This window comes from Kitasatospora sp. NPDC086791 (assembly GCF_040685975.1).
GTDB lineage: Bacteria > Actinomycetota > Actinomycetes > Streptomycetales > Streptomycetaceae > Kitasatospora.
Genome location: NZ_JBFBOC010000022.1, coordinates 35,816 through 58,767, shown reverse-complemented (window position 1 = coordinate 58,767; position 22,952 = coordinate 35,816). Strand labels below are relative to the sequence as shown.

General features: G+C 73.5%; 18 protein-coding genes and 1 pseudogene. 2 read left to right on the top strand and 17 right to left on the bottom strand.

All coding sequences use genetic code 11. The features are described from left to right. Positions 1 to 61 precede the first annotated feature (61 nt). The 6 genes from trmD to proS form a co-directional block, all read right to left on the bottom strand. Complete coding sequence (gene trmD, locus AB0Q99_RS25110; protein WP_363575420.1) at positions 62 to 880, bottom strand: tRNA (guanosine(37)-N1)-methyltransferase TrmD; 819 nt, start codon at positions 878 to 880, stop codon at positions 62 to 64. 47 nt (positions 881 to 927) lie between these two features. After that, a complete protein-coding gene (gene rimM, locus AB0Q99_RS25105) occupies positions 928 to 1,554 on the bottom strand; it encodes a ribosome maturation factor RimM (RefSeq protein ID WP_363575357.1) in 627 nt (208 codons plus the stop codon). Between the two features lie 265 nt (positions 1,555 to 1,819). Continuing rightward, positions 1,820 to 2,059: an RNA-binding protein gene (locus AB0Q99_RS25100; RefSeq protein ID WP_030056773.1), complete on the bottom strand. Its 240-nt coding sequence runs from the start codon at positions 2,057 to 2,059 to the stop codon at positions 1,820 to 1,822. A 2-nt stretch (positions 2,060 to 2,061) separates the two neighbouring features. After that, positions 2,062 to 2,490, bottom strand: coding sequence for a 30S ribosomal protein S16 (gene rpsP / locus AB0Q99_RS25095; RefSeq protein WP_363575355.1), 429 nt, complete (start codon positions 2,488 to 2,490; stop codon positions 2,062 to 2,064). 435 nt (positions 2,491 to 2,925) lie between these two features. Beyond that, a complete protein-coding gene (locus AB0Q99_RS25090; RefSeq protein ID WP_030243495.1) occupies positions 2,926 to 3,504 on the bottom strand; it encodes a hypothetical protein in 579 nt (192 codons plus the stop codon). Positions 3,505 to 4,030: 526 nt separating this feature from the next. Next, positions 4,031 to 5,443 (bottom strand): proline--tRNA ligase, encoded by a 1,413-nt coding sequence (proS, locus tag AB0Q99_RS25085; RefSeq protein ID WP_363575353.1) that lies wholly within the window; start codon positions 5,441 to 5,443, stop codon positions 4,031 to 4,033. A 218-nt stretch (positions 5,444 to 5,661) separates the two neighbouring features. Between proS and AB0Q99_RS25080 the strand changes: the two genes are divergently transcribed. Then, entirely contained in the window at positions 5,662 to 6,486 is an 825-nt protein-coding gene (locus AB0Q99_RS25080) for an SAM-dependent methyltransferase (RefSeq protein ID WP_363575351.1), read from the top strand. 213 nt (positions 6,487 to 6,699) lie between these two features. Here the strand turns inward: AB0Q99_RS25080 and AB0Q99_RS25075 are convergent. From AB0Q99_RS25075 to AB0Q99_RS25045, 7 genes and pseudogenes are all read right to left on the bottom strand, one after another. Continuing rightward, positions 6,700 to 6,855 (bottom strand): annotated as a pseudogene (locus AB0Q99_RS25075) (hypothetical protein); the annotation flags it as partial. Between the two features lie 22 nt (positions 6,856 to 6,877). Next, on the bottom strand, positions 6,878 to 7,402 hold the full coding sequence (locus AB0Q99_RS25070) for a GNAT family protein (protein WP_363575349.1): 525 nt from the start codon (positions 7,400 to 7,402) through the stop codon (positions 6,878 to 6,880). Positions 7,403 to 7,514: 112 nt separating this feature from the next. Next, the gene (gene ffh / locus AB0Q99_RS25065; protein ID WP_363575418.1) at positions 7,515 to 9,080 is read right to left on the bottom strand and encodes a signal recognition particle protein; all 1,566 of its coding nucleotides are present in this window, start codon (positions 9,078 to 9,080) and stop codon (positions 7,515 to 7,517) included. 157 nt (positions 9,081 to 9,237) lie between these two features. After that, positions 9,238 to 11,739 (bottom strand): [protein-PII] uridylyltransferase, encoded by a 2,502-nt coding sequence (locus tag AB0Q99_RS25060; RefSeq protein WP_363575348.1) that lies wholly within the window; start codon positions 11,737 to 11,739, stop codon positions 9,238 to 9,240. 138 nt (positions 11,740 to 11,877) lie between these two features. Next, positions 11,878 to 12,216 (bottom strand): P-II family nitrogen regulator, encoded by a 339-nt coding sequence (locus tag AB0Q99_RS25055; RefSeq protein WP_045700226.1) that lies wholly within the window; start codon positions 12,214 to 12,216, stop codon positions 11,878 to 11,880. Next, on the bottom strand, positions 12,216 to 13,661 hold the full coding sequence (locus AB0Q99_RS25050) for an ammonium transporter (protein WP_363575346.1): 1,446 nt from the start codon (positions 13,659 to 13,661) through the stop codon (positions 12,216 to 12,218). Before AB0Q99_RS25050 ends, AB0Q99_RS25055 begins: the two co-directional genes overlap by 1 nt. A gap of 331 nt (positions 13,662 to 13,992) precedes the next feature. Further along, the gene (locus tag AB0Q99_RS25045) at positions 13,993 to 15,447 is read right to left on the bottom strand and encodes a hypothetical protein (protein WP_363575344.1); all 1,455 of its coding nucleotides are present in this window, start codon (positions 15,445 to 15,447) and stop codon (positions 13,993 to 13,995) included. Positions 15,448 to 16,062: 615 nt separating this feature from the next. Here AB0Q99_RS25045 and AB0Q99_RS25040 point away from each other — a divergent pair. Continuing rightward, positions 16,063 to 16,740 carry a bifunctional DNA primase/polymerase gene (locus tag AB0Q99_RS25040; protein WP_363575343.1) on the top strand — a complete coding sequence of 226 codons (678 nt, stop codon included), beginning with the start codon at positions 16,063 to 16,065 and terminating at the stop codon, positions 16,738 to 16,740. A 161-nt stretch (positions 16,741 to 16,901) separates the two neighbouring features. On the opposite strand, the gene ftsY is transcribed toward AB0Q99_RS25040, so the two are convergent. The 4 genes from ftsY to AB0Q99_RS25020 all read right to left on the bottom strand — a co-directional run bounded on the left by ftsY (position 16,902) and on the right by AB0Q99_RS25020 (position 22,943). Continuing rightward, positions 16,902 to 18,128, bottom strand: coding sequence for a signal recognition particle-docking protein FtsY (gene ftsY, locus AB0Q99_RS25035; RefSeq protein WP_363575341.1), 1,227 nt, complete (start codon positions 18,126 to 18,128; stop codon positions 16,902 to 16,904). 47 nt (positions 18,129 to 18,175) lie between these two features. Then, positions 18,176 to 21,865, bottom strand: a complete 3,690-nt coding sequence (gene smc / locus AB0Q99_RS25030) for a chromosome segregation protein SMC (RefSeq protein ID WP_363575339.1) — start codon at positions 21,863 to 21,865, stop codon at positions 18,176 to 18,178. A 161-nt stretch (positions 21,866 to 22,026) separates the two neighbouring features. Next, positions 22,027 to 22,230: a hypothetical protein gene (locus AB0Q99_RS25025; protein ID WP_045702518.1), complete on the bottom strand. Its 204-nt coding sequence runs from the start codon at positions 22,228 to 22,230 to the stop codon at positions 22,027 to 22,029. Positions 22,231 to 22,643: 413 nt separating this feature from the next. Next, on the bottom strand, positions 22,644 to 22,943 hold the full coding sequence (locus AB0Q99_RS25020) for an acylphosphatase (RefSeq protein ID WP_363575337.1): 300 nt from the start codon (positions 22,941 to 22,943) through the stop codon (positions 22,644 to 22,646). Positions 22,944 to 22,952 lie beyond the last annotated feature (9 nt).

Genomic DNA, 22,952 nt, shown 5'->3' with positions numbered 1-22,952 from the left:
TGGCGGGGGCGCCGGTCCACGTGCCCCCTACGAGAAGGGGCCAGCGACAGACAGCAGCGGCCTATTCTTCCACATCGGCGGCCGTGGACCGAAATCGGCCGAGCCGCTCGTCCCAGGCCAGGCCGAGGACACCGAGCGCCTCCCGGTCCTTCTTGTCGAAGGCGCCGTACTGCCAGCGCTCGACCAGGTCGGAGCGGTTCGCCAGGGTACGGGCGAAGGCCTGCTCGCGCCGCCAGCGGGCGATCTTGCCGTGGTTGCCGCTGAGCAGCACGTCCGGCACCGTCCGGCCGCGCCACTCGGCGGGCTTGGTGTAGACCGGGCCCTCCAGCAGGTCGGCCATCGCACCCGGCGCGAAGGAGTCGTCGCGGTGGGACTCGGCGTTGCCGAGCACCCCGGGCAGCAGCCGGGCGATCGCCTCGACCATCACCAGCACCGCGACCTCGCCGCCCGCCAGCACGTAGTCGCCGATCGAGGCCTCGACCACCGGCATCCGGGTGGCCGCCTCCTCGATCACCCGGCGGTCGATGCCCTCGTAGCGCGCGGGGGTGAAGGCCAGCCAGGGGCGGCCGGCCAGCTCCTGGGCGAGCTCCTGGGTGAACGGGCGCCCGCTCGGGGTCGGCACGACCAGGGTGGGCACCTCGCCCTCGGGCCCGCCGGCGACCACCGCGTCCAGCGCCTCGCCCCACGGCTCGGGCTTCATCACCATGCCGGGGCCGCCGCCGTACGGGCTGTCGTCCACCGTGCGGTGCACGTCGTGGGTCCACCCGCGCAGGTCGTGGACGTGCACGTCGAGCTGGCCGCGTGCGCGGGCCTTGCCGACCAGCGAGACGTCCAGCGGCTCCAGGTACTCGGGGAAGATCGTGACGACGTCGATCCGCATGCCGCTCGACACGCCGCCGGCCTCGCCACCCTCCGCCACGCCGCCGGTCACTCCGACTCCTCCGAACCCTCGGCGCGATCGGCATCCTCGACGCCCTCGGCAGCCGCGGCGTCCTCCGCACCCTCGGCACCCTCGGCCGAGGACGTACCGGCGACCTCCGCCCGCTCCGGGTCGATCAGCCCGGCGGGCGGGGTGATCACCGCGCGCTGGTTCTCCAGGTCGATGGTCGGCACGATCTGGCTGACGAAGGGCACCAGGACCTCCGTCCCGTCGGCCTTCTTCACCGTGAGCAGGTCGTGGTACGGGAGGTGGACGACCTCGGTCAGCTCGCCGACCGGGGTGCCGTCGAGCAGCACCACGTCCAGGCCGATCAGCTGGTGGTCGTAGTACTCGTCCGGGTCGTCGGGACGCTCCTCCGGGTCGACCTCGGAGATGAGCAGCGTGCCCCGGAGGGCCTCGGCCGCGTTGCGGTCCTTGACACCGGCGAAGCGCACCAGCAGCCGCCCGCTGTGCACCCGGCCGGACTCGATGGTCAGCGGCCCGGCCGACGCGGGGTCGGTGAGCAGGACGGCACCCGGGCCGAGCCGGAGCTCCGGCTCGTCGGTGCGGACCTCGACGCTGACGTCCCCCCTGATGCCGTGGGCACGGCCGATCCTGCCGACGACGAGCTGCACGGTGATCGTTCTCCTGGAGTTCCTGAGCCGGTACGAAGGGCTGGTACGACGGGTTGGTACGAAGGGCTGGTGCGTTCGGGTGGTGCGAAGTGGTGACGCGATGGGGTGGTGCGAGGCGGTGACACGGTGACGCGATGGGGTGGTGCGAGGCGGTGACACGGTGACGCGGTCACGCGACGGGGTGGTGCGGAAAACGGGAAAGGCCGACCGGGACGACATGCGTCCCGGTCGGCCCCAAGCCCTGACGGCTGAACGAGCAGCTGCGTCAGCGGATGTTGTCCACGTCGACCAGGTCGACCCGGACGTTGCGACCGCCGAGGGCGCCGACCACGGTGCGCAGTGCGCGCGCCGTGCGGCCGCCCCGGCCGATCACCTTGCCGAGGTCATCGGGGTGCACTCGCACCTCGATGGTGTTGCCCCGACGCAGGTTGCGCGAGCGCACCTGCACCTCGTCGGGGTGCTCGACGATGCCCTTCACCAGGTGGTCGAGGGCGTCCTCGATCACGCTCAGGCCTCGGCGGCGGCGTCGGCCTCGGCCTCGGCCTTGTCCGACTTCTTGGCCTTCGGGGTGATGGCGACACCGGTGGTGGCGTCCTCGAAGCCGGCGACGGCCTTGGCGAACAGGTGCGAGAAGTCCTCGACCTTCGGCTCGGCGACCTTCAGCGGCTCCGGAGCCGGCAGGCCCTTGAACTTCTGCCAGTCGCCGGTCAGCTTGAGGATGGCGAGCACCGGCTCGGTCGGCTGGGCGCCGACGGACAGCCAGTACTGGGCGCGGTCGGTGTCGACCTCGATCTTCGAGGGGTTGTAGGTCGGCTGGTAGATGCCGATCTCCTCGATCGCACGACCGTCACGCTTGGTGCGCGAGTCGGCGACGACGATGCGGTAGTGCGGGGAGCGAATCTTGCCGAGACGCTTCAGCTTGATCTTGACTGCCACGGGAGTGGATTCTCCTGGAGTTGACGTGGGTGAGCGGCCCTGCCGTCGCGTGGGGTTGCGGGGCGGACCGTTCAAGGGACACGCCAGCCGTAGGAGAGAGGGGTCCTGCCCGGCTGCCGAGTACTCAGCTGTCCATTCTGCCATACCGGCGAGAAGTGCCTGAGCACGGGCCCGGGACCCGACCAGGGCCCGACCGGGAGCCCCCGCTCCCGGTCCAACCCACGAAGTCACCGCTGTACTGCTCTGCCGTTGTCCTGCTCCGCCGTGCGACCGTCCCGCCGCACAGCGCGTACGCGCTCACGCGCTGATGTGCTCACGCGCTGATGTGCTCACGTGCCGATGTGCTCACGCGCTTGATGTGCTGATGTGCCTGTCGTACCGCCCCGCTCCGGCCGGACCGCTGCCCGCACAGCAGCCCGCCGAACCGCCGACCACTTACGCGATCTTGAACGGCTGCTGGCACGCGCCGCAGACGATGGACGCCTGCGCGAGGACCGACGGCACGACCCGGACGTTGCGTCCGCAGCCGCAGACCGCCTTGACCCGGACGCCGCCCCCGGAGGAGCCGTGCCGGGCGGCCGGACCACGGAAGGCGCGCGTCGCACCGTCGCCGGTCACCGCTTCCTGGTGCGCCCCTAGGGCGCGGTCCAGGCGCTCGATGGTCCCGGCGTAGCGTTCCTGGGTCTCCTTGAGCATGGTCACCTGGGAGAAGCCGCTGCTGGCGTGCGGTTCGACCGGGTGCGCCAGACCGAGCTCGGAGGCGAGCATCAGGAAGCGCCGGTTGTGGTAGCGGCCGGCCCGCGAGGTGTCCCGGATGTCCCGGGCCGCGGCCAGACCATGGGCAGCCTCGTGGAGGAGCCGCTCGAAACCGAGCCGCGTGCCACAGGCCGAGGAGGATTCGCCGATCAGGGCCTCGGGCGAGGCCAGGTCGGGGAGGTCCTGGTGGTAGGCCTGGATGTCACTCCAGGCGGCGGCCAGTTCGGCCGCGAGAACGAGGGGCTGTGTCGTGCTCACGCTAGACCAACGATGGAGTGCGAGCCGATGTTCCGCATGTTCCCGTCCTCCGGGAATTCACAGGGAACTCCCAGGAATGCAAGGCAGCGCGCGAATTGCACGCTCCGGATCTGATGCAAGACCAACCCCCTGCCGGTTTCGGCCCGTCGCAGAGTCGGCGGGCCTGGTGAATTCCGCCCGGGGGGCGGGCTGTCGCCCCCAGGACGTGCGGCCCGTGATCCCGTCTGATTGACAGGGCCACGGGCCGTACACCGTACCGCTATTCCGTTAATACCGGGAGTTGACCGGCCAGTAGGGATGTCGACGTCTGGGAGTCCCCCGGAAGAGTTACCGGATTCTTACCCATCCGCATTCCGGGCAAATGTCGCCGCCAAGAGTCATTACCTGCAGGTAACAAACAACCGGCGGACATCCCGGGGATCCCGGAAGAGCCGCGAAACGGACTCGAAACGGGACCCGGAAGCGAGCCCGGAAGGCCCCCGGAAGGGTCCCGGAACCGGACCCGCGACCGGCCGCGGAACCGCCGTCAGTACGCGCGGGCGACGATCGCGACGTTGCCGTCCTGGTCGTCCGACGCCGGCACCGAACCGTCGGCCGCGACGATGCAGCGCACCGTGACGCCCTGCTCGGCCAACTTGGCCTCGCCCTCCGCGCCGAGGTCGGCCCAGGAGATCCGGCCCCAGCCGGTCGCGGCGGCCTCGACCGCCTCGTCGAGGGTCTTGACGTCGACCGTGCGGGACTCGCGGCGCTCGCGGGACTGGCGCAGCAGCAGCGCCTGGTCCTCCTCCAGGACGCCCGGCAGCAGCTCGGCCAGGGCGTCGATGGAGACCGGCTCCTTGCCGCCCGGGATGCGGCGGGCCAGCATGGCGGTGCCGTTCTCCAGGTCGCGCGGGCCGACCTCGATGCGCAGCGGAACGCCCTTGAGCTCCCAGTCGACGGCGCGGCGGCCGAACGGGGTGTCGGTGCGGTCGTCGACCACGACGCGGATGCCGACGGCCTCCAGCCGGGCGCCGATCTCGCGGACCTTGGCGATGACCGCGTCGTCACCCTTGATCGCGAGCACGACGGCCTGGACGGCGGCCAGCCGCGGGGGCACCCGCAGGCCGTTGTCGTCGCCGTGGGACATGATCAGGCCGCCGACCATGCGGGTCGAGACGCCCCAGGAGGTCTGCCAGACGTACTCGCGCTCGGCGCCGTGCAGCTGGTAGGTGGTGTTGAACGCCTTGGCGAAGTTCTGGCCCAGCTCGTGGCTGGTGCCCATCTGCAGCGCCTTGCCGTCACCCATCATGCCTTCGAGGGTGAGGGTGTTGATGGCGCCGGCGAAGCGCTCCTTGGCGGTCTTGCGGCCGAGCACGACGTCGATGCCGAGCACGTTGGTCATGAAGTCGCCGTAGACCTGGGTGTGGATCATCGACGCGTACGCACGGGCGTCCTCGTACGTGGCGTGGGCGGTGTGGCCCTCCTGCCAGAGGAACTCGGTGGTGCGCAGGAAGACGCGCGGGCGCAGCTCCCAGCGGACCACGTTGGCCCACTGGTTGATCAGCAGGGGCAGGTCCCGGTGGCTCTGCACCCACTTCGAGAAGTACTCGTTGATGATCGTCTCGGAGGTGGGCCGGACGACGACCGGCTCCTCCAGCTGCTTGCCGCCGCCGTGGGTGACCACCGCGAGTTCGGGCGCGAAGCCCTCGACGTGCTCCGCTTCCTTGGTCAGGTAGGACTGCGGGATGAACATCGGGAAGTAGGCGTTCTGCGCGCCGGCCTTCTTGATCCGGGCGTCCATCTCCTGCTGCATCCGCTCCCACAGGCCGTAGCCGTACGGTCGGATGACCATGGTGCCGCGCACCGGACCGTTGTCGGCCAGCTCGGCCTTGTTGATGAGGTCCTGGTACCAGCGCGGGAAGTCTTCCGCCTGAGGGGTGAGAACGGGTGCCTTAGCCATGGGGCGAATGGTACGGGGAGCGACCCCCTGACTTCGAATCGGTATCACACCCGCGGCGGGTGCCGGACCCGGCCGCGGCACGGGGGGCGCACCACCGCGACACGCGCGCACCACCCTGCACCCCTCTGGACGCCGGGCCCGACCCGCTGTTCGCTGGAGTGGGGCGGGACTTTGGGGGAGCCGTAGCAGGACACCGAAGGACCGGATGGGAGGCCGCGATGGCTTCAGCTCGAACGACCGGCACGACCGTACGACCGACCGGCGCACGCGCGCACCACCCGCGGCCCGGGGCCACCGGGGCCGCGCGGGCGCGCGACTGGGCGGAGATCCAGGAACGCATGCTGGTGCCGCTCTACGAGGCGGTGCACGACCGGCTGGAGGTCGGCCCGGCGAGCAGCGTGCTGGGCCTGGGCTGCCGGTCCGGGCTGGCCTTGCTGCTCGCCGCCGAACGGGGCGCGGAGGTCGCCGGGCAGGAGCCGCGGGCGGAGCTGCGCGAGCTGGCCCGCGGCCGTCGGCTGCGGGTGGGCGCCGGGTCCCGGGGGACGGCCGCCGTCCCCCGGCCGGCCCATTCGCTGGTGACGGTTTTCGAGCAGTTGCCCGGCGCCGCCGACCCCGGCCGGGTGGTGGCCGAGGCGGCCGGGCTCACCCTCCCGGGCGGCCACGTGGTACTCGCCACCTGGGGTCCGCCGGAACGCTGCGAGAGCGCCCCGGTGCTGGACGTGGCCCGGCGGATGGCGGGCCGCACCACCGCGCGCGACCCGTTCGAACTGAGCGTGCCGGGAGCGCTGGAGGACCTGCTCGGCCCGGCCGGTCTGCGGCCGGCCGGCAGCGGCCGGGTGAGCTGCCCGTTCGCGTACGCGGACCTCGACAGTGCGGTGCGCGGCCTGCTCTCCACCGGGCTGTTCGAGGCGGCCGAGGAGTTCTCCGGCGCCTCGCTGGTGGCCAAGGAGCTGGAGGAGGCGCTGCAGCCGTACCTGCGTGCGGACGGCTCGGTGCGGATGGAGAACCTGTTCCGCTACCTGGTCGCCGAGCGGCCGCGCTAGGAAACGCGCGGCCGCACCAGGCCGCACCGGGCACCGACAGGCCACACCGAGCCGCGCCACGCCACACCAGGCCGCACCAAGCCGCGACACGCCGTGCCAGGAAACGCCAACGGGGGCGCCCGCCACCGTGGCGGGCGCCCCCGGCGACCGGTTCACGCTGGTCGAGCGACGTCCCTCTCGGTCCCTCCCGGCCCCCCGGACCCACCGGCCGTAGAGGGTGACGCCGAGCGGCCGGCCGCGCGGCACGACGGTGATCTTGCGGACCGGGTCCGCGCCGGGCTGGAGCATGCCCAGCAGCCCGTGCCCGCTCTCGTGGTAGGCGGTCCGCTCGCGCTCCTCCTGCGGCATCACCGGCGGCCGCACGGCCCCGCCGGACGCCTCCCACCAGCGGCTACGCCGAAGCGCCGGGCCACTCCTCGGCGGTCAGGGCGAACCGCTCGTGGTCGCGCCAGTCGCCCTGCAGGAACAGCATCCGCGGCGAGAAGCCCTCGTGCCGGAAGCCCAGCCGCTTGGCCATCGCGACCGAGCGCTCGTTGTCCGGCTGCACGTTGATCTCCAGCCGGTGCAGCCCCAGGCCGCCGGCCGACAGTGGGGCGAAGCAGCGGTCCAGGACCAGCCGCATGCCCTCGGTCATCCGCCCGGTGCCGGCGAACGGCAGGTACGCGTCGTAGCCGAGCGTCGCGTTGCAGAACCGGCTCATCACGATGTTGGCGACGTTCACCTTGCCGACCAGCCCGCCGGTCTTCCCGTCGAGGATCAGGAAGGTGCGCAGACCCGCCCCCTGGCGCTCCAGCAGCTCGGGCAGCCCGTCCGGCTCGACCGGGTTCCACCGTCCGATGTGTTCGGCGGACCGCCGCACCGCCTCGGCGTACGCAACCGCGTCCTCGGCCCTCGGGGCCCTGATCATCACTCGCATGACCCCATCATCGGACACGCGATCGGCCCGCCGCCCGGAAACACCGGACGACGGGCCGACCGAAACCGATCACGAGGACCGGGCACCGCGAACGAGGGCCGAGGGCCGAGGACTACAGCAGGTCCTTGAACTCCTTGGGCAGTTCGAAGTCGGCCGGGCCCTTGCCCGCGCCGAGGCCGAACGCCCCGCCGTCCGCCGGAGCCTGACCGGCACCCGGCCCGAGGGCCCGGCGCTCGGCGGCCGCGGCCTCCTCCTGTGCCCGCTTCAGCGGGTTGCCGCTCTTGCGCTTGCCCTTGGCCTGCGGGGCCTTCTTGCCGGACTTCTTCGCGCTGCCGCCCATGCCCGGGATCCCCGGCATGCCGGGCATGCCCTTGCCGGAGGCCATCGCGGACATCATCTTGCGGGCCTCGAAGAACCGCTCGACCAGGTTCTTCACCTCGCCGACCTGGACACCGGAGCCCTTGGCGATGCGGGCCCGGCGGGAGCCGTTGATCAGCTCCGGCTCGGCGCGCTCGGTCGGCGTCATCGACTTGATGATCGCGCCGACCCGGTTGACGTCCTTGTCGTCGATGTTGTTGATCTGCTCGCGGATCTGGCCCATCCCGGGCAGCATGCCGAGCAGCTTGGAGATCGAGCCCATCTTCTGGACCTGCTCCAGCTGGGACAGGAAGTCGTCCAGCGTGAACTGCTTCGGGCCACCGCGCAGCTTGGCGGCGATCTTCTCTGCCTCGGCCTGCGAGAAGGTCTGCTCGGCCTTCTCGATCAGCGAGAGGACGTCACCCATGCCGAGGATGCGCGAGGCCATCCGGTCCGGGTGGAAGGCGTCGAAGTCGTCGACCTTCTCGCCGTTGGAGGCGAACATGATCTGCCGACCGGTGACGTGCGCGACCGACAGGGCGGCACCGCCGCGGGCGTCGCCGTCGAGCTTGGAGAGCACGACACCGGTGAAGTCGACGCCGTCGAGGAAGGCCTGCGCGGTGGTGACCGCGTCCTGGCCGATCATCGCGTCGACGACGAACAGGACCTCGTCCGGGTCGACCGCGGCGCGGATGTCGGCGGCCTGCTGCATCAGCTCGGCGTCGATGCCCAGGCGACCGGCGGTGTCGACGACGACGACGTCGTACTGCTTCTGCTTGGCGTACTCGATCGAGTCCTTGGCGACCTGCACCGGGTCGCCGACGCCGTTGCCCGGCTGCGGGCCGTAGAAGGCCACGCCCGCGCGCTCGGCGACCACCTGGAGCTGGTTGACCGCGTTGGGGCGCTGGAGGTCGCAGGCGACCAGCAGCGGGGTGTGCTTCTGCTTCTTCAGCCAGTGGCCGAGCTTGCCCGCGAGGGTGGTCTTACCGGCACCCTGCAGACCGGCGAGCATGATGACCGTCGGGCCGCTCTTGGCGAACCGCACCCGGCGGGTCTCGCCGCCGAGGATCGCGATGAGCTCCTCGTTGACGATCTTGATGATCTGCTGCGCCGGGTTCAGCGCGCCGGAGACCTCGACCCCGAGCGCCCGCTCCTTGACCTGCTTGATGAAGGCCCGGACGACCGGCAGCGCGACGTCCGCCTCCAGCAGCGCGATGCGGATCTCGCGGGCCGTGGCGTCGATGTCCGCCTCGCTCAGGCGGCCCTTGCCCCGAAGGTTCTTGAACGTCGCTGCGAGGCGATCGGAAAGGGTGTCGAACACGTCGTCGCGGGTCCTCTGCGGCATCGGTATCGGTACGGTCGTCGTCCCCCAGGGTATCCGGCCGCCCCGGGTAAGGTCTCCACCCCTGCTTCCGCAGCGGCTCCACCGCTGCTCGGCGGCTGCTCGGCGGCGGCCCGGCGCCCGTTCCCGGAGCCGGTCAGTCCAGCGCCGCCCGGACCGCGGCCGCCACCTCCGCGGCCCGCCGGGCGTCCAGCGGACGGCCCTGCGCGTCGGTCAGGTAGAACGAGTCGACGGCCTCCGCGCCCAGCGTGGAGACGTGTGCGGTGCGCACCCGCACGCCCGCCCCGTCCAGCGCCCGGCCGATCCGGTGCAGCAGGCCGGGGGCGTCGTGCGCGCGGACCTCCAGCACGGTCGCGGTCGCCGAGGCCACCGCGGGTGCCACCGCGACCAGCGGCGGCGGGGTCGGGATGCCCTTGCGGCGCGGGGCGGCGGCGTCCCGCTCGGCGAGGCGCCGGGCGACGTCCAGCGAGCCGTCCAGCGCCCGGCGCAGGTCGGCCCGCAGCCGGGCGGCCTCCGGCAGCTCGCCGAACTCGGCGGCCACCCGCCAGGACAGCAGCAGCACCGGGCCGGCCCCGATCGGGTCCAGTTCGCGCAGCCCGGCCGAGCGGACGGCCAGCCGGTGCAGGGCGAGCACCCCGGCGGCGGTGCCGAGCAGCCCCGGACGGTCCGGGACGGCCAGGGTCAGCTCGACGCCCATCGGTTCCGTCCCCATCGGCGCGGTCCCCATCGGCGCGGTCCCCGTCGGCACGGTGCCCGGGTCCGCCCCCGCGGCCTGGGCGCGCAGCGACAGCGCCGGCTCACCGGTGCGGGCCGCCTCCACCGCGAGGCGCTCCTGCTCGGCGGTCGGCGCCGCCTCCACCGGTGCGGTGCCCGCGCCGGCCAGCCGGTCGGCCGCCCGGGCCACCAGGCCGTCCACCAGCGAGGCCCGCCAGCCGCTCCACGCGGCCGGGCCGGTGGCCAGCGCGTCGGCCTCGGTGAGCGCGTGCAGCAGCTCCAGCTCCGGCAGCGTGGTGACCGCCTTGGTGATCGTCTCGACGGTGGCCGGGTCGTCCGGGTCGCGCCGGGTCGCGGTGTCGACCAGGGTCAGGTGGTGGCGGACCAGCACCGCCAGGGTCTCGGTGTCCTCGGGGCCGAAACCCATCCGGGGGGCGAGATCGCGGACGATCACCTCACCGGCCTCGCTGTGGTCCCCGGGCCAGCCCTTGCCGATGTCGTGCAGCAGCGCGGCGACCAGCAGCAGGTCCGGCCGGGCCACCCGGCGGGTCATCGCGGCGGCCCGCACCGCCGTCTCCACCAGGTGCCGGTCGACCGTCCAGCGGTGCACGGCGTTGCGCTGCGGGCGGCAGCGCACCCGCTCCCAGTCCGGCAGCAGCCGGGTGACCAGCCCCTCCGCCTCCAGGGCCTCCCACACCGGGACGGCCGACTCCCCCGCGCCCAGCAGGGTGACCAGCTGCTCGCGCGCCTCGTCCGGCCAGGGCGTCGGCAGCGGACGGCACTCGGCCGCCAGCCTGCGCACCGTCGCGTACGAGACGGTCAGCCCGTTCTGGGCCGCGGCGGCCGCGGCGCGCAGCGGCAGCACCGGGTCGGCGGCCGGGCGGGCGCCCTGGGCCAGTACCGCCTCGCCGTCCTGCTCGACCACCCCCTCGGCGAGCGGACGGCGTTCGACCGCGCCCCGGGCCACCGCACCCGCGCCGCGCCCGGCACCGGTGAACGGGGCGGTGAACGGCGCGGTGAACGGGAAGGCGCGCCGCGCGACCCGGCGGCCCCGGCCGGTCCGGGCGGCGAGCACCCGGTCCACCGCCCGCCAGGTGACATCGCTCGCGTACGCGATGGTCCGGGCGGCCTCGTAGACCTGGCGCAGCAGGGTGTCCGCGTCCAGCACGCCGAGCCGCTCGGCGACCTGGTCCTGGTCCTGCAGGCTGAGCCGCTCGGTGGCCCGGCCGGTGACCAGGTGCAGCGCGTCGCGCACGTCGGCGAGCCGCTGGGCGGCGGCGTCCAGGCCGTCCCGCGGCGCGTCGGCCAGCCAGGTGGCGGCGACGGCGTTGAGCGCGACCACGTCGCGCAGGCCGCCGCGGGCCTCCTTGAGGTCGGGTTCCAGCAGGAAGGACAGCTCACCGTGCCGTTCGGCCCGCTCGCGGCCCAGCTCGCGGAGCTCGGGCAGGCGCGCGGGGGCACTCGCGCGCCAGTCGGTGAACACCGCGGCGCGCAGCTCGGCGGTGAGCGCCGGTTCCCCGGCGAGGTGGCGGGCGTCCAGCAGTCCGAGCTGGGCCTTGAGGTCGGCGGCGGCGACCGCCCGGGCCTCGGCGAGGGTGCGCACCGAGTGGTCCAGCTTGGCGCCCGCGTCCCAGACCGGGTACCAGATCCGTTCGGGCAGCTCGCGGGCGATCGGGCCCTCGTGCAGCAGCAGGACGTCCAGGTCGCTGCGTGGGGACAGTTCGCCGCGCCCGTACCCGCCGACGGCGACCAGCGCGACGCCGGGCGGGGCGCCGGCGGCGTCGAGCAGTCCGGACAGCCAGTCGTCGGTGAGCCGGGCGAGCTCCTCGCGGCGCGGGCGGCCGACCGGGCCGGGGGCGGCGAGCAGCGCGGCCCGGGCGGCGGCGGGGTCGGCGGGGTCGGAAGGCCTGGTCTCGGTGGTCATGTGCTGGGTCCCGTCCGTCGTGCGGCCGGGCCGTCCCGGGGTGCGCCGCGGAGGCGGTGCGCCACGGTTCGGCCGAGCGGGGTACGCCGTCGGCGGGCCCGTGCTCCCCTGGGGGTCACGGGCCCGCCGCGGTGGGGGCTACAGGGCGTCCGGGCCGCGCTCGCCGGTGCGGACCCGCACGGCGGTGTCGACCGGGACGCTCCAGACCTTGCCGTCGCCGATCTTCCCGGTCCGGGCGGCCTTCACCAGGACCTCGATCAGGTCGTCGGCGTCCTCGTCCTCGACCAGGACCTCGATCCTGACCTTCGGTACCAGGTCCACGGTGTACTCGGCGCCCCGGTACACCTCGGTGTGACCGCGCTGGCGGCCGTAGCCGCTGGCCTCGGTGACGGTCAGGCCGTGGACCCCGAAGGCCTGCAGGGCGGCCTTCACCTCGTCCAGGCGGTACGGCTTGATCACGGCGGTGATGAGCTTCATCAGGCGTCGACCTCGGTCTTCTCGGCAGCCTGTCCGGCGGCCTTCTCGGTGGGCTTCTCAGCGGGCTTCCCGGCGGACTTCGCCACCGGCGTCGCGGCGGACGGACCGGCCGACGAACCGGCGGACGAGCCGGTCGCCGGACCGCCCGGCGCGACGGCCGCGGCCAGGCCCGGCAGGGCCCGCGCCAGGCCCGCCCCGACGGCGCTGAAATCGTAGGCGGACTCGGCGTGTTCGGCCTGGTCGATGCCGGCCACCTCGACCTCCTCGGCGACCCGGAAGCCGACCAGCTTGTCGACCGCCTTGGCCAGCAGCCAGGAGAGGACGAAGGAGTACGCCGCGACCACGGCCACGCCCATCGCCTGCTTGCCGAGCTGCCCCAGCCCGCCGCCGTAGAACAGGCCCTTGGCGGTCTGACCGACCCCGCCGGTGGCGAACAGGCCGATCAGCAGCGAGCCGATCGCCCCGCCCACCGCGTGCACGCCCACCACGTCGAGCGAGTCGTCGAAGCCCCAGCGGTACTTCAGCGAGACGGCGGCGGCGCAGACCGCGCCCGCGATCAGGCCGATCGCCACCGCGCCGAGCGGGCTGACCGAGCCGCAGGCCGGGGTGATCGCGACCAGTCCGGCCACCGCGCCGGAGGCGGCGCCCAGCGTGGTGAAGGCGCCGTGCTTGAGCTTCTCGTAGACCAGCCAGCCGACCAGCGCCGCACCGGTGGCGACCTGGGTGTTGACCATCGCCATCGCGGCGACCCCGTTGGCGGCCAGCGCCGAGCCCGCGTTGAAGCCGAACCAGCCGAACCACAGCAGCCCGGAGCCGAGCATCACCAGCGGCAGGCTGTGCGGGCGCATCGGGTCCTTCTTGAAGCCGACCCGCTTGCCCAGCACCAGGCAGAGCGCGAGGCCCGCGACGCCGGCGTTGATGTGCACGGCCGTGCCGCCGGCGAAGTCGATCACGCCGTTCCGGTCGCCCAGCCAGCCGCCGTGGCCGCCGTCGAAGAAGAAGACCCAGTGCGCGACCGGGAAGTAGACGATCGTCACCCAGAGCGCGATGAACAGGCCCCAGGCGGTGAACTTGGCCCGGTCCGCGACGGCGCCGCTGATCAGCGCCGGGGTGATGATCGCGAACATCAGCTGGAAGATCGCGAAGGCGGTGACCGGGATGGTCCCGGTCAGCTCGTTCAGGCCGATGCCGCGCATCCCGAGGAAGTCCAGGTTGCCGATCAGACCGGCGAAGGAGTCGGGCCCGAAGCTGAGCGAGTACCCGTAGAGGACCCAGAGCACAGTGACGATGCCGAGCGAGAGGAAACTCATCGCCAGCATGTTCAGTGTGCTCTTCGCCCTGACCATGCCCCCGTAGAAGAAGGCCAGCCCCGGGGTCATGAGCATGACCAGGGCCGCACTGATGAGCACGAAGGCGGTGTCGCCCGCGCTGAAGCCGTCCGGCATCGGCGTCTCCTCTGCGTCCAAGCCGATCCGCACCCGGGTACCTGTCCCGTGCCACCCGGGGTGTCGGCGTTGAAGAGGAGAGTGCCGAAGGCTGGTTTCGGCCAGTGCGGCCGGTTGTTTCGCGGCCGTGACGCGTGCGACGCGCGGGTTACGGCTGCGTGAACCGCAGCCCTGCGGCCACCCGGACGGGCTACCGTTCGCCGGCGCGCCCGGCCCCGGACGCGCCCCCGGCGGCGGAGTCACCACCGAGCGTGACAACAGCGGTCGACGTACCACCGACCGTGACGGCGGCGGCCGCCACGGTCGGTGGAGTCCGGGCCGGGACCGGCGCTCAGACCACCGAGACGTACTCCGGGATGTCCTGAACGACCCGCTCCTTGAGCCGGCTCACCGCGTCCACGCCCTTGAACCGGGCCGCCGCGGCCTCCGTGGTCTTGCGCACCCGGGAGTTCAGCCGCTCCGAGCGCACCTTGGTCGCGATGTCCACCGCCTGCTCGGCCATCACCGCCGCCTGCTCGGCCTCCTTCTGCAGCAGGTGCACGCTGGCCATGCCGATCAGGTTGAAGGCGTACGAGCGCACGTGGTCGCCGTCCTGGCGGAACAGGTCCACCGCGCGCTCCATCACCGGCGCCGACAGCGAGGCGTACAGCTGGGCGTTGTCGGAGTGGTAGGCGAGGTCGCGGAAGGAGTGCGCGTTCTCGGCGTTCAGCTCGGCCGGCGAGAAGAACTTCAGCCAGTCCGGCTCCTCGTCGCCCTCGCGGATGTCGGTGAAGGTGTCCTCGGAGAGCCGGATCGCCCGGGCGCAGCGGTTGATCTCCCCGATGGTCGCGTAGGCGCGCGCCTCCATCGCGTACAGCAGGGACTGCTGGCGCGGGGTGGCGGTGTCGCGGCTGCCGTACTGCGCCAGATGGATCAGCTCCAGGGCGTCCTCGCCCCGGTTGAGGTGGATCATCTGGCGGCTCATGTCGGTGAGGATCAGCGCGCCGAACGGGCGGTCGCCGGCCTCCTTGGCCGCGTGCAGGGCCAGCACGTAGTACTTCTGCGCGCTCGGGTGCATCCCGACGTCGTACGACATCCACCCGGCCAGGTGGGCGAGTTCGGCGGTGAGCCGGAACAGCCGCCGGGTGGTGTCCTCGCTGTACGTCTCCTGGAGCAGGTCGGTGACCTCGTGCAGCTGGCCCACGACGGCCTTGCGGCGCAGCCCGCCGCCGTTCTGCGCGTCCCACTGGCGGAACATGACCGTGGTCTGCTCCAGCAGTTCCAGCTCGGGCTCGGAGAGCCGGCCGGTGAACGCCTCGCCGCCGTTGGCCGCGGTGAGGATCGGGGTGGGGATGCCGGTCGGGCCGGGGGTCAGCCAGCGCTGCATCGGCTCGATCAGCGCGGCGCCGGCGGTCAGCGCCAGCGAGGTGCCGAGGAAGCCCCGGCGGTTGAGCATCAGGTCGCTGCGGGAGTAGTCACTGATCAGCTGGACGGTCTGCGGACCGCTCCACGGCAGGTCGACGCCGCCGCCCACGGTGGAGACCGGGATCGCGGCGCGCAGGCCGAGGTCCTCGATCGAGACCACCGAGCCGAAGCGCTCGGAGAACAGCTCCGACATGATCTTGGGGATCGGCTCGCGGGGCTGCTCGCCGTCGAGCCAGCGGCGCACCCGGGAGGTGTCGGTGGACACGTGGTGGGCGCCGATCTGCCGGGCCCTGCGGTTGACCTGGCGGGCCAACTCGCCCTTGGACCATCCGCTGCGGGCGAACCACGTGGTCAGCTTCTCATTGGGTTGCTTCTCTGCCATGGGAACGTCCCATCCCGCCCGGCCCCTAGCGGGGCCCCCGATCGTGACCGCCCGACGGTTGCGGGCTCTTGCCAGTCGTGCCGTGCCTGAGGTGGTGCCGCGCCGCGCCCTCGCACTGGCGTGCCATCGTCGCGGACGCTCCGTCAGATTCCCAACTCCCTTTCTCCGGCGGCCCGGAGCGGGCTCCTCCAGGACATCCGCCCGTCGAACGTAATGCCCCGCGAGGTGCCCGTGGGAGCGCCCCTGGCGAAACGCCACCTTTCGCCACCCCCAGGAGTGAACCGAAGCCAGGGGGCACACGCTTCACTGGGTAGTCCCGACGGTCCGGCATATGCGGGCCGCCATGTCGCCCGGACCATCCCGGAAGACCCGGCAGCACTCGCAATCCACCGCAGCCACAAGCGAGTTCACCACCCACTCCGGGCGGCAACAGTCTCGCGTACCCGACGATCCGGCATCCGTGCCGCCCCCACAAGGCGGCGCCCGAGGCGCACCACCGGAACAGGCGCACGCCACGCGCTGCGCGCCGCTACCGCACTACGCACCACGCAGCTGACAATCGACACACAGTCACCATCCCGTAACCATCGGCAACGAGAACCTGTTGGGGGAGGCATGGACAACCTGTTCGGCGAACTTCGACTGGGGCACCTGCGGCTGGCACCGCTGGGCGCGCGCCGCCGCACCAAGGTCACCGCGTCCCAGGCCGCCGCGGAGTACACCGGCCGCTGGGGTTGGGCGGTCACGACCGGCGACCCGGCCGATTCCGCCACCGCCCCGACCCGCTGTCCCTGCGGCGCCGCCCGCTGCGGCGCGCCCGGCCTGCACCCCGTGCCGGGCGGCGAGCGCCGGACCCGGGCCGGCCGCGCCGAGGGCTCGGTGCTGTTCGCCACCGGCCGCGCGTTCGACGTCCTGGACGTCCCCGAGCAGGCGGGCCTGCAGGCGCTGGTCCGGCTGGAGCGGATGGGCACCCAGGTCGGCCCGGTGCTCGCCGCCCCCACCGGCCGGCTGCAGTTCCTGGTCGCCGCCGGCGCCGCCCGCCGGCTGCCCGACCTGCTGTACCGGATGGGCTGGGACGACGCCGCGCTCGACCTCACCTGCCACGGCGAGGGCGGCTACGTCGCCGCCCCGCCCACCGTCCTCGGCGGCCTCGGCCCGGTCCGCTGGCTGCGTCGCCCCACCCGTGACAACGCCGGCTGCCCGCCCGAGGCCCGGCTGCTGCTCGGCACCCTCGCCTACGCCTGCCACCGCGGCCGCGAGCGCACCGCCGAGCCGGCCTGGATCGCCTCGTGACCGGCCCACTCGCCTCCGGGGCGCGCTGACCCGACGCCGAAGGGCCCGCCCCGAGCGGAGCGGACCCTTTCGTACGATCGGACCGACCGGACCCGACCGGACCCGACCGGCCCGGCGCGGGCCCCGAGCACCGGCAGGACCGACGGGGCCGACGGGGAGCCTCAGTCCCCGATCAGCGCGTCCACGAACGCACCCGGCTCGAACGGCGCCAGGTCGTCCGCGCCCTCGCCGAGCCCGATCAGCTTGACCGGCACGCCCAGCTCGCGCTGGACCGCGACCACGATGCCGCCCTTGGCCGTGCCGTCCAGCTTGGTCAGCACGATGCCGGTGATGTCGACCACCTCGGCGAACACCCGGGCCTGGATCAGACCGTTCTGGCCGGTGGTGGCGTCCAGCACCAGCAGCACCTCGTCCACCGGGCCGTGCTTCTCGACGACCCGCTTGACCTTGCCCAGCTCGTCCATCAGACCGGTCTTGGTGTGCAGCCGGCCCGCGGTGTCGATCAGCACGGTGTCCACACCCTCGGCGATGCCCTCCTTGACCGCGTCGAAGGCGATCGAGGCCGGGTCCCCGCCCTCCGGGCCGCGCACGGTCCGCGCGCCGACCCGCTCGCCCCAGGTCTGCAGCTGGTCGGCGGCGGCGGCCCGGAAGGTGTCGGCGGCGCCGAGCACCACCGTACGGCCGTCGGCGACCAGGACCCGGGCCAGCTTGCCGGTGGTGGTGGTCTTGCCGACGCCGTTGACGCCGACGACCAGGACCACGGCCGGGCCCTCCTCGTGCTTGGTGGAGCGGACGGTGCGGTCGGAGTCCTTGCCGATCAGCTCGACCAGCTCCTCGCGCAGCAGCGCGCGCAGCTCGTCCGGGGTGCGGGTGCCGAGCACCTTCACCCGGGTGCGCAGCCGCTCGACCAGCTCCTGGGTGGGGGCCACGCCGACGTCGGCGGTGAGCAGGGTGTCCTCGATCTCCTCCCAGGTGTCCTCGTCCAGGTGCTCCCGGGAGAGCAGCGAGAGCAGGCCCTTGCCGAGCGAGTTCTGCGAACGGGAGAGCCGCGAGCGCAGCCGGACCAGCCGGCCGGCGGTGGGCTCGGGGACCTCGACCGCGGGAATCGCCTCGGCCTCGGCGGGCACGATCTCGACGGCCTCGACGACCTCGGGGGCCATCGGCTCCGCCGGGAGTTCCACCTCCTCAACAGTGCGGCGGGGCTCCTCCGTCGGCGGCGCGGACTCCTCGCCGACCTGGGGCTCCCGCGGAGTGGGCTTCGGCGCCGTGATGACCGGCGCCTGCGACTTCGGGGGCAGCTGCTGGCGTCGTCTGCCGGAAACGACGAGGCCCGCGATCGCGCCGATGGCGACCACGGCGATGACTACGGCAAGGATCACGTATTCCATAACGGCTCCAGTATCCGCGACCGGAGGCCGGATGGACCGCATCCGCCCTACACCGACGCGGTGCGTGCCCCCCTCGGCCGCTCCCGCTGCTCCGCCCCGGCCCGGCGGGCCGGAGGTGCCTCCGCCCGCAGCCGCTGGCTGATCACCTGCGAGATGCCGTCGCCCTTCATCGTCACGCCGTACAGCGCGTCGGCGGACTCCATGGTCAGCTTCTGGTGGGTGATCACGATCAGCTGGGAGCTCTCCCGCAGCTCCTCCATGATGCCGATCAGCCGGCGCAGGTTGGTCTCGTCCAGCGCCGCCTCCACCTCGTCCATCACGTAGAACGGGCTGGGCCGGGCCTTGAAGATCGCCACCAGGATCGCCACCGCGGTCAGCGAGCGCTCGCCGCCCGACAGCAGCGACAGCCGCTTGACCTTCTTGCCGGGCGGGCGGGCCTCGACCTCGACCCCGGTGGCCAGCATGTCGTCCGGGTCGGTCAGCACCAGCCGGCCCTCCCCGCCCGGGAAGAGCCGGGCGAAGACGCCCTCGAACTGGGCGGCGGTGTCGTGGTAGGCGGCGGTGAACAACTGCTCGACCCGCTGGTCCACGTCCCGGACGATGTCCAGCAGGTCGCGCCGACTGCGCTTGAGGTCGTCCAGTTGCTCGCCGAGGAACCGGTGCCGTTCCTCCAGCGCGCTGAACTCCTCCAGCGCCAGCGGATTGACCTTGCCGAGCTGCTGGTACGCCTTCTCGGCGGCCTTCAGCCGCTGCTCCTGCTCGGCCCGCACGTACGGGTACGGCTCCCCCGGCTCCTGCCCCTCCTCGGGCGTCGCGGGCGGGACGGGCCGGTCCGGTCCGTACGCGGCGAGCAGTTCGCCGCCGTCGATGCCGAACTCCTCCAGGGCGCGGGACTCCAACTGCTCGATCCGCAGCCGCTTCTCCGCCCGCAGCACCTCGTCCCGGTGCCCGGCGTCGACCAGCTTGTCCAGCTCCTCCTTGAGGCCGCGCCCCTGCTCGCGGTGGTTCCGCAGCTCCGCCTCGCGCTCGGCGCGGGCCCGTTCGACGGCCGCCCGCCCGGCGTCCGCGCGGGCCAGCGACACCTCCAGGCAGGCCAGCAGCTGCCGGGCGCCCGCCGCGACGGCGTTCGCCACCCCGGCGTCGTGCTCGGCCCGGCGGCGGCGCTCGGCGGCCCGGGCGCGCACCTCGCGCTCGGCGCGGGCTGCCAGGTCCAGCTGGTCCGCCCGTCCGGCCAGCGCGCGGACCCGCTCCTCGTGGGTGCGCACCGCGAGCCGGGCCTCCAGCTCGGCCTGCCGGGCGGTGCTCGCGGCCTCCGCCAGCCGCTGCTGCTCGGCGATGTCCGGTTCGTCCTCCCCCGCGTCCGCCGACTCCTCGGCCGCGGCCAGGCGTTGCGCCGACTCCTCGGCGGCGGCCAGCAGCTCGGCGAGGCCCTGCTCGGCGCGCGCGGCCGCGGCCGACAGCCGTTCGGCCTCCCCGACGGCGGCCCGGGCCTGCCCACCGAGGCGGCCGAGCGCGCCCGCGACCTGGGCCCGCCCCTTCTCCGCCTGCCGCCGCAGCTCGCCGAGCCGGTCCAGCTCGGCGGCCGACTCCCCCCGCCGCGCGGTGAGTTCGGCCAGCAGCTCGGCCGACTCGGCGCACCGGACGGTGAGTTGACCGATCTCCCGGGCCGCCTCGGCCACCGCCGCCTGGGTCTCCAGCAGGCTCGGCGCTCCGGCGGAGCCGCCGTGCGCGAAGCCGGCGCCCAGCCGGTCCCCGTCGACGGTGACGGCCACGACGGCGGACGGTCCGGGCTGCCCGGCGGACGGCCGTGGGTGTTCAGCGAGCAGCCGCAGCGCCGCGTCCAGGTCGGCGACCACCGCCACCCCGGCCAGCAGTTGCCGCACCGCGCCGAGCAACTCGGCCGGGCCGTCGACCAGTTCGGCGGCCCACCGGGCTCCGTCCGGCAACTCCACCTCCCCGCCCGGGAACTCCGCTGCCCCGCCCGGCAACTCCACACCCCCGCACGGCACTTCGCCCACACCGGCGATCAGCAGCGCGGCCCGCCCGGCGTCGTCCGCCCGCAGCAGCCGCAGCGCCTCCGCGGCCGCGGACGGCGAGTCGACGGCCACCGCGTCGGCCGCCGCGCCGAGCGCTGCGGCCACCGGCACCTCGTACCCGGCCTCGATCCGCAGCAGCGCGGCCGCCGGGCCGAGCAGGCCGCCCAGCCGCTCCCCAGCCGCCAGCAGGGCGCCGGTGCCGTCCTTGCGGCGCAGTCCGAGCGAGAGCGCCTCGTGCCGCGCGGTGAGCCCGGCCCGCTCTCGCTCGGCGGCGCCGGCCGCCTCCCGGGCGGCGGCGAGCTCCCGTTCGACGGCGGCCAGCCGCTCGCGCGCCGCGCGGTACCCGGCCTCGGCCCGCTCGTCCTCCCCCGCCTCGCCCTCGACCCGCTGCCGGAGCTCGTCCAGCTCGCCCTGCGCGGCCTCGGCCCGCAGCCGCGCCTCGTCCCTCGCCTCGGTGAGCCGGCCGGTCTCGGCCTGCGCCGCGGCGGCCCTGGAGCGGGCGGCGGCGGCCTGCCCCTGCAGCCGGGCCAGGCCCTCCCGGCGGTCGGCGATGGCCCGGGCGGCGTCCCGCAGCCGGCGCTCCTCGGCGGCCAGCGCCCGTTCCAGCTCGGCCTTGCGCTCGACCGCCTCGGCCAGCGCGTACTGCGCCTCCTCCAGCGCCTCGGCCAGCGCCGCCTCCTCCTCCCGGACCCGCTGCGCCTCCTGCTCCAGCTCCTCCGGGTCGCGGCCGCGCCGCTCCTCGGCCCGCCCCCCGGTCGCGGCGTGCCGGGCACGGGCCTCGGCCAGTCCGAGCGTGCCGCGGCTGCGTTCGGCGAGCGCGGAGAGCCGGTACCAGGCCTGCCGGGCCGTCTCCAGGCTCGGTCCGAGCTGCTGGACCTGGGCCTCCAGGACGCGTTCGCGCTGGACCGCGCGGGCGAGCTCCTGCTCGACGGTGGTGCGGCGCAGCCGCAGCGCCAGTTCGTCCGCGACCTCGGCCTCGACCGCCCGGCGGAGCGTGCACAGGTCGTCGGCGAGCAGCCGCAGCCGGGCGTCGCGCAGCTCGGCCTGGATCCCGGCGGCCCGGCGGGCGATCCGGGCCTGCCGGCCGAGCGGGCCGAGCTGGCGGCGCAGCTCGGCCACCAGGTCCTGGACCCGGTTGAGGTTGGCCTGCATCGCGTCCAGCTTCCGCAGCGCCCGTTCCTTGCGCTTGCGGTGCTTGAGGACGCCGGCCGCCTCCTCGATGAAGGCGCGGCGGCCCATCGGGTCGGCCTGCAGGACGGAGTCGAGCCGGCCCTGTCCGACGATGACGTGCATCTCGCGGCCGATGCCGGAGTCGGAGAGCAGCTCCTGGATGTCCAGCAGGCGGCAGGTCTCGCCGTTGAGCGCGTACTCGCTGCCGCCGTTGCGGAACATGGTCCGGGTGATGGTCACCTCGGAGTAGTCGATCGGCAGGGCGCCGTCGGCGTTGTCGATGGTGAGGCTGACCTCGGCGCGGCCGAGCGGGGCGCGCCCGCTGGTCCCGGCGAAGATGACGTCCTCCATCTTGCCGCCGCGCAGCGACTTCGCGCCCTGCTCGCCCATCACCCAGGAGAGCGCGTCGACCACGTTCGACTTGCCGGAGCCGTTCGGGCCGACCACGCAGGTGATGCCCGGTTCGAAGCGCAGGGTGGTGCTGGAGGCGAAGGACTTGAACCCGCGCAGCGTCAGACTCTTCAGGTGCACGCGGCCGGTCTCCTCGTCGCTCGCCAGGGGCCCCGGTCTGCGACTGTATCCGGCGCCGGACACGACGAAGGGACGCCACATCAGGGCGTCCCTTGCAAGCTGCGTCCCTTTCGGGGCGGCTCAGTGCACAGCGGCGTCGATCTGCGAGGACCGGGCGGGACTCAGGTGAGAGCCGGCTCCCGCTGGTCCAGATCGATGCTGTTGAGCAGCGAGTGCTCGTCAGCGACAGCGGTGAGAGCGTCGTTCTCAGCCTGCATCCGAAGAAGCTCGGCTTCCAGGTCCTGGACGCGCTGCTGAAGCCGTCGCATCTCGGAGAGCATTCGCGGGTCGGGGCCGCCGACGTACCCGAGAAGCGCCTTTGCCATGATGAATGGTCCTCCACGCTGAGTGACCGAACCGGAACGGTCCAGGTCTAGGGGGAAGGGGGACGCACGCGCGGCGCGTCACCGGAAGTGCTGGCTGGGCACTACGGCACAACCACCGTGAGCTGGGCTCACGAGGGCATGCGCCTGCCGGATAAACGCGGTCGTGTGCGCGGGTTTCCAGCGTCTCACCAAAGACGGAAAGGGTCAACACGATCACCGCACGCTACCGCGACCCTGTCACCTGCCCGGCGGTGTCGTCACGCCTGGGGGGCCTTCGGGAGGGTCCACCACCTGCTCGTGGATCATCGTTCGATGCGGAGTCAACCACGAGTCTGCCCGGATGGCAACCTCGTGACACCGACAGTTCCGGATCATTTCCCGGCCGGTCCGGCGGCGGGCCCGCGGGCGGTGGCTCAGCGGATCTCGAAACCCCGGTAACCAGGGCCGACGGCCGTCCAGATCTCGGTCACGCCGCTGACGTTCCCCGGGGTTCCGGGGCCGCGCAGCAGGGCCAGCAGGTGCTCGCAGTCGGAGGCGAGCCCCTCGGCGACCACCTGGACCCGGCCGTCGCCGAGGTTGCCGGCATAGCCGGTCAGGCCGATCTCCAGCGCCCGTGCCCTGGTCCACCAGCGGAACCCGACCTCCTGGACCTTCCCCCGGACCCAGGCGGTGACCCGGACCGGTTCCTCACTGTGGGCGTCGCGACCGTGCATGCCCCGACC